Source organism: Kitasatospora sp. MBT66, from assembly GCF_000710405.2.
GTDB classification, from domain to species: Bacteria; Actinomycetota; Actinomycetes; order Streptomycetales; family Streptomycetaceae; genus Kitasatospora; species Kitasatospora purpeofusca.
The window spans coordinates 443135-450117 of record NZ_JAIY01000016.1 but is presented as its reverse complement, the minus strand read 5'-3'; the positions used below and the strand labels follow the sequence as shown (position 1 = coordinate 450117).

General features: G+C 74.4%; 6 protein-coding genes. 5 read left to right on the top strand and 1 reads right to left on the bottom strand.

The features are described from left to right. Positions 1–762, bottom strand: a 762-nt coding sequence (locus BI06_RS47270; RefSeq protein ID WP_233290454.1) for a condensation domain-containing protein, incomplete at its 3' end; no start/stop codon positions are given. 566 nt (positions 763–1328) lie between these two features. On the opposite strand from BI06_RS47270, the gene BI06_RS37890 reads away from it, so the two are divergent. The 5 genes from BI06_RS37890 to BI06_RS37870 all read left to right on the top strand — a co-directional run. Next, on the top strand, positions 1329–4451 hold the full coding sequence (locus BI06_RS37890) for a phosphocholine-specific phospholipase C (protein WP_051742747.1): 3123 nt from the start codon (positions 1329–1331) through the stop codon (positions 4449–4451). Positions 4452–4721: 270 nt separating this feature from the next. Then, positions 4722–5099: a hypothetical protein gene (locus BI06_RS37885; protein ID WP_037779542.1), complete on the top strand. Its 378-nt coding sequence runs from the start codon at positions 4722–4724 to the stop codon at positions 5097–5099. A 231-nt stretch (positions 5100–5330) separates the two neighbouring features. Next, positions 5331–5699: a hypothetical protein gene (locus tag BI06_RS37880; protein ID WP_149030607.1), complete on the top strand. Its 369-nt coding sequence runs from the start codon at positions 5331–5333 to the stop codon at positions 5697–5699. Positions 5700–5943: 244 nt separating this feature from the next. Next, entirely contained in the window at positions 5944–6336 is a 393-nt protein-coding gene (locus BI06_RS37875; protein WP_030393133.1) for a hypothetical protein, read from the top strand. Between the two features lie 61 nt (positions 6337–6397). Next, positions 6398–6983, top strand: a 586-nt coding sequence (locus BI06_RS37870) for an MMPL family transporter (RefSeq protein ID WP_043475871.1), incomplete at its 3' end; no start/stop codon positions are given.

The following is a 6983-nucleotide window of genomic DNA, read 5'->3' as shown; positions in this document are numbered from 1 at the left end:
GGCCGCGCGGTCGAGCCGCCAGGCGACGGATTCGCCGCGGCCGGCGTCGGTCACCGCGCGGGGGCTGCCGGGGAGCACCGGGGCGGTGGCGGCCGCCCAGCGGGGGCCGTGGAAGGCGGCGGCGCGGGCGAGGAGCCCGGGGTCGACCGGAGGCGCGGCGTCCGCGTCGGACCGTGCCGTCCCCTCCTCCACCGCCACCGCGGACGGCGACGCGAGCGCGGCGGCGTACCCGGCGGCGAGGTCCGCGACCAGCACGTCCTTGGAGTTGCCGTCGAACACCGCGTGGTGCGCCACCACCAGCAGTTCGGCGCTCCCGTCCGCCCGCCGGTCCAGGGTGAACCGGGCGAGCGGCCCCCGGGCCAGGTCGAACGGCAGCGAGAGTTCCTCGGCGAGCCGCTTGGCGAGGGCGTCGGCGCAGGCGTCGGCACACTCTCCGAGCGGCTCGCCGGCCGGTTCCAGGACGGTGAGCGCGGGCACCCGCCCGGCCGGGACGGGGCGGAGCACGCCGTCCCGTTCCACCAGCGCGGAGGAGAGCGCGGGATGCCGGGCGACGGTCGCGTCGACGGCGCGGGCCAGCGCGGCGGTGTCGATCCGGTCGAAGCCGATCCGCAGCGCGAGGTGGAAGACCTCGGGGACGTGGGTGAGCCTGCTGGTCAGCCAGATTCCGTGCTGGGCGGGGGAGGCGGGCCGTGCGGCGTCCGTCGCTCTCGCGGGGGCCCCGGCGGCGGAGGAAGGGCCGGGCCGGTCGGTGGAGTCGGACATGCTGTGCTCGATTCGGGAGTCGGAGACGGAGCTGCGGGGCACCCGTCCGAGCGGTGGCCGTGGTGGCGCGCGGGCGCGGCACGGCGCGGTCGGACGGCGCGGCTGCCGAAGGGTGGCCGGCCCGCCCCGCGGACCGGTCGGCAGGCGCCGAGGCACGGCCGGACCCGACTCCCAGGTGTCCCCCCTGATGCGTCAGGCGAAGCGATCCCCTACCCCCGTACGAAGATCATTGGCCTGGACCTGCCGCGAGGTTTCCACAGACCACATGCCTCGTCAAGGGTTGTCCACGACCTGGCCGGAGGCTGCCGACGGTTCGTCAACCACCTTCCGTCACCGGGGGCCTGGCGTGACCGGCGGGGCTGCTGGGACGGCGGCCGGCGGCGGTCGCGGCGGGCGGGTGGCCGCGGACCGCCGCCGACGGCAAGTTGTCTGTACAGCTATGGGTTCACTGTCCGTCATCGACGCGCCATCGAACCCCCCGTTCCCGTCCATCTGGGGCACGTACACATAACGGGTCTGGACCACAGCGCCAGGCGCCCCCCGCTTTGTACAAGGAGTCACCCCCGATGAGTCCGCAGCCCGAACTGTCGCGCCGCACCCTGCTCGGCGGCGCGGCCGCCGCCGCCGTGCTGTCCGCCCTCCCCCTCAGCGTGCGCGAGGCGCTCGCCGCGCCGGCCCGCCCCGGCCGCCTGGCGGACATCCAGCACGTTGTGGTGTTCATGCAGGAGAACCGCGCCTTCGACCACTACTTCGGCACCCAGGCCGGCGTCCGCGGCTTCGGCGACCGGACGGCGGTGCGGGGCGTCAACGGCCGCTCGGTCTTCCACCAGCCCGACCCGAGCCGCAAGGAGGGCCACCTCCTGCCGTTCCCGATGAACGCCGCCCACACCAACGCGTACCAGCAGGGCGCCCCCGCGTTCGGCTTCGTCGACTCGATGAAGGCCTGGAACGACGGCCTCGCCGACGGCTCGGTCACCCGCCGCTCCGGCGGCTGGCTCGGCCAGGGCTACTACGAGAGCGCCGACATGCCCTTCTACCACGCGCTCGCCTCGGTGTTCACCACCTGCGACGCCTACTACGCGTCGGTGCAGTGCAACACCAACACCAACCGCGAGCACCTGATGACGGGCACCAGCGGCGGCACCGTCCGGGACACCCCGGTCACCGACAACACCGAGATCCCCGGTGGTTACGAGTGGACCACCTACGCCGAGCGCCTGGAGAAGGCCGGCGTCAGCTGGCGGACCTACCAGGCGCTGGACAACTTCGACGACAACGCGCTCGCCTGGTTCGCCCCCTTCGTCAAGGCCAAGCCCGGCGAGCCGCTGTACGAGCGCGGCATGCGCGCGGTCGGCGACCCGGCCAAGAAGGGCGACCCGTTCGCGATGGGCGACGCCCTGGTCGAGGCCTTCGCCGCCGACGTCCAGGCCGACACCCTCCCGCAGGTGTCCTGGATCGTCGCCCCCGCCGCGCTCTCCGAACACGCCAACTACGCGCCGCCGAACGGCGAGCACCTCACCGCCCGGCTGCTGGCCGCCCTCGCGGCCAAGCCCGAGGTGTGGGAGAAGACCGTCTTCATCCTCAACTACGACGAGCACGGCGGCTTCTTCGACCACCAGCTGCCGCCCGTCCCGCCGCTGGCCACCGGTCGCGGCAAGTCCACCGTGCCGGTCGACGGCGAGGTCGTCGTCCGCGTGAGCAAGGGCGGCTCCACCTACCACCGCGTGGTGAGCCAGGACGGCAAGTACCGGGTCAAGGCGGCCGACGGCTCGCTCACCTGGTCGGACACCCTGCCCGCCGGCGAGCGCGTGGAGTCCGGCCCGTACCCGATGGGCCTCGGCGTCCGGGTGCCGATGATCGTGGTCTCCCCGTGGACCCGCGGCGGCGTCGTCGACTCCAGCGTCTACGACCACACCTCGGTGCTGCGCTTCCTGGAGCAGCGCTTCGGCATCCAGGAGCCCAACATCAGCCCCTGGCGGCGCTCGGTCTGCGGCGACCTCACCAACGTCTTCGACTTCTCCGGCCGCGACCCGCGCTGGCCCGAGCTCCCCGACACCAGCGGCAACCGGCAGAAGGTCGTCGACACCGGCAGGCTGCCCGCGCCGACCGTGCCCAACCCGCAGTCCTTCCCGCAGCAGGAGCGCGGCACCCGGGCCGCCCGCCCGGCGCCGTACGACCTCACCGTCAAGCCGCGCCTCAAGGGCGACCAGCTGACGATCGACTTCATCAACCAGGGCAAGCAGGGCGCGGTCTTCGCCGTCTACCCGGCCCCCGGCGCCCTGCCGCGCCACTACACGGTCGGCGCCAAGTCCCGGATCTCCGACGTCTGGACGGTCGGCCAGGACGGCTACGACCTGCGGGTGCACGGCCCCAACGGCGCGCTCTGGCACCTGCGCGGCACCGTCGACACCGCGTACGAGATCGCGCTCTCCGAGGAGCGCAACGGCAAGGTGCTGGAGGTGGACGTGATCAACCGCTCGCGCACCGCCCAGACCTTCCTGGTCGGCGACCTCGCCTACGGCGACGGGCTGCGCGAGGTCCGGGTCGCCGCGGGCGACGACAAGACCGTCAACCTCAACGTCGGCCCCGAGGGCTGGTACGACGTCGCGGTGGGCGTGCGCGGCGAACTCGGCTTCCGCCGCCGGATCGCCGGCCGCTTCCCCTGGGACGGCGAGCACCTGCTCACCGACCCGGCGATGGGCCAGGCCGACCCGCTGACCGTGGACGTCGCGCTCAAGGCCGCCTCCACCACCATCGACGAGGCGATCCTGCTGCCCGGCCGCCCGGCCCGGGTCACCGCCCGCTTCACCGCCGGCGACGCGCTGACCGTGATCGAGGCCCAGCCGGTCGTCCCGGCCGGCTGGACGGTCGCCGCCGTCACCGCGCCGCCGGCCGCGCTGGCCGCCGCGGCGAGCGCCACCGCCGAGTGGGACGTCACCCCGCCCGCCCAGCTGCCGGACGGCGCCACCCACCGCGTCCTGGTCACCGCCCGCGCGCTGGCCGGCAACCGCTTCGCCGTCGCCGACGGCGAACTCGCCGCCCGCACCGCGCCGGTGATGGCCGGCCACCTGCTCGGCGAGGACTTCGAGTCGCTCGCGGGCGCGCTCCAGCCGGTCGGCGGAGTGGTCGGCTGGACGCCGCAGGCGCCGCAGGGCTGGTCGGTCGTCAACGCGCCGGCCATGCCGCAGGGCACCGTCCGGCTCCAGGGCTGGACCTTCCACACCAAGCGCGAGTGGTCCAACCCGGCCGGCCAGGACCGGGGCAACTTCACCCGGGGCCTCGGCATCCTGGCCGTGGCCGACCCGGACGACTGGGACGACACCGGCGCGCCGTCCAAGAAGGGCGTGTTCGACTCGACCCTGGTCTCGCCCGTCGTGCCCGTCCCGGCCGGGGCCACCACCCTGTACCTGGGCTTCGACTCGCACTACCGCCAGGAGGCCCCGCAGAAGGCCTCGGTCACCGCGGTCTTCGACAACGGCACCGAGACCCGGCTGGTGTACTACAGCTCGGACGCCACCGGCAACGACAACGCCGGCAAGGACGTCCAGAACACCTTCGTCACCAAGCAGTTCGCCGTTCCGGCGGGCGCGCGCGGCGTGACGCTGAAGTTCCGGATGTTCGACGCCGGGAACAACTGGTTCTGGGCCGTCGACCACATCCGGCTGGACGTGAAGCCGATCACCGGCTGACGCCGTCGCGGCGCGTGCGCCCGACGCGACCCGCCCGGCCCGTCCGACGTGACCCGCCCGACGTGACCCGCCCGGCCCGTCCGGACCCCGAACTCCGGGGTCCGGACGGGCCGTTCGGTCTCCCGGGAAGTACGCCGACGGACTGTCAACAGGCGCGAACGCGACGCGCGCCCCGGCGCACCGGACCGGAAAGCGCCTGTTCGCGCGCCTCGGTGCGCCGGTAGGAATGGGCCCGGCACGGAACGTCCGTGCCGCGAGAGGAGCCGCACCGTGTCCCGTCTCCGCGCCACCGCACTGGCCCTCGGCTGTACCGCCGCCGCCCTGACCCTGGCCGCGACCACCGCGACCGTCGCCCAGGCCGCCCCCGGCGACATCGTGAGCATCTGCGCCAACCAGTACACCCCCGCCGGCTGGGTCGACATCGCCTGGGCCAACGACTACAGCTGCGGCGGCGGCACCTTCACCCCGAACCGGAAGACGATGGAGCAGGTCGCCGGTCTGCCCGTCGGCACCACCCTCAACGTCTGCGCCTCGGCCTGGCCGCCGGCCGGCTGGACGCAGGTCTCCGAGTTCTACAGCCAGAGCTGCCGCTACTCGGCCGTGCCGAGCCTGGAGCACAACTCCTGGAGGATCACCCGGGTCTACTGACCTGTCGTCACATCTCACCGGGCCCACCAGGATCACCGCCTCCGTGGGGTGCTGGTGGGCCCCGGTCGGGCGCGGCGGCCACGAACAGGTGTGTCGGCGCACTGTCAACAGTGGCGAACCCGTCGTGGCCCCGGTGCCCCGGACCGGAAAGTCACTGTCCGTGCCAATGGTCCCACCGATAGGAATGGGTGTCCGGTGCGGATCGCCCGCGCCGTGGAGAGGAGCCGCTCCGTGTCCCGTCTTCGCGCCGTCGCCCTGGCCGCCGGTTGTGCCGCCGCCGCGCTCACCATGACCACCACCACCACCGCGCACGCCGCCCCCGGCGACACCCTGAACGTCTGCAGCAGCCAGCTCACCCCGACCGGCTGGGTCGACGTCCAGTGGTGGAACGACCTCAGCTGCGGCTCGACCTTCAACCCCAACAAGAAGCAGATCAAGCAGCTCACCGGTCTGCCGATCGGCACCACGCTCACGGTCTGCGCCTCGACCTACCAGCCGGCCGGCTGGGTGCAGCTCTCCTCGTTCTACAACAGCAGCTGCCGCTACTCCGCCGTGCCGAGCCTCAACAACAACGCCTGGCAGATCAAGCGCGTCTCCTGACGTCTCCTGACGTCTCCCGACGTCTCCTGGCGCGCCCCTGCCGGCTCCCCGCGGGCAGCGCGCCGACGGCCCACCGGTCCCGCACCGGTGGGCCGTCGGTGTACCCGGGGCCGGGTGCTCCGGCAGCTCCTGCTCCGGCCCCTCCTGGTGAGGCCCGCCCCCGAGTGGTCCCGTTCGCCGGGATCTCTTGGCCGTCGAGAGATAGGATCCGCCCCGTCCGCCAGCCCATCGGGAGGTCACCACCATGCACCAGCCCCTGCTGCGACTCACCGGCGCCGCCACCGCCGTCTACGGCATCGCCGTCGCCCGCCGGCCCGCCCTGCTGGCCCGCCCCTCCGGCCTCACCGCGCCGGACGGCTCGGTGCCCGCGCCGGTCGCCGCCTGCCTGCGCCCGCTGGCCCTGCGCGACGCCGCCTGCGGCCTCGCCATGGCCCTCGCCCCGAACGACGTCGCGCTGCGCACCGCCACCGCCCTGCGGATCGCCTCCGACCTGGGCGACGCCGCACTGCTTGCCACCGCCCTCCCGGCCCGCCGGCACCGGGTGATGGCCGTCGCCGTCTCGGTCGGCTGGGGCGCGCTCTCGGTGGCCGGACTCCTGGCGCGACCGCGAAACCTCTCCACCCGTCAAGCCTCTTAATCATCGAGAGATATGATCCGGGCTGTCCACGACCCCGCCCAGGCCCGGAGCGCGCCCCGCCATGCCCGCTGACCGTCCCCACGCCGCCCCACCACCCGCCCCGGTGCCTCCCGCGCCGTCACCTCCGGGCGGGGCCCCGACACCCGGCCCGTCCGCCCGGCGCCGCCGCGCCCGGCTGCTCGTCCCGCTCGCGCTGCTGATCGTCTGGCTCGGCCTCGGCGGCGCCTTCGGCTCCTACGCGGGCCGACTCGGCGAGGTCGCGACCAACGACCGGGCCGCCTTCCTGCCCCGCAGCGCCGAGTCCACCGAGGCCGCCCGGCTCGGCGCCGACTTCCGGACCGACAACGCGGTGCCCGTGATCATCGTCTGGGAGAGCCGCGGCGGCCCCCTCGACGGGACCGGGCACGCCGCCGCGGAACAGGCCCTGCGGGCCGCCGCGGCCCTGCCCGGCGCCACCGGACGGGTCTCGCCCGCCCTGCCCGCCGCCGACGGACAGGCCCTCCAGGGCGTCGTCCAACTGCGCGCCGACCTCGGCCGGGAGACCGGCGACACCGTGCGCGCCGTCCGCGAACTCGCCGAACAGGTCCCCGGCACCACCGTCGGCCTGGCCGGACCCGCCGCGATCGCGGCCGACCTCGGCGGCGCGT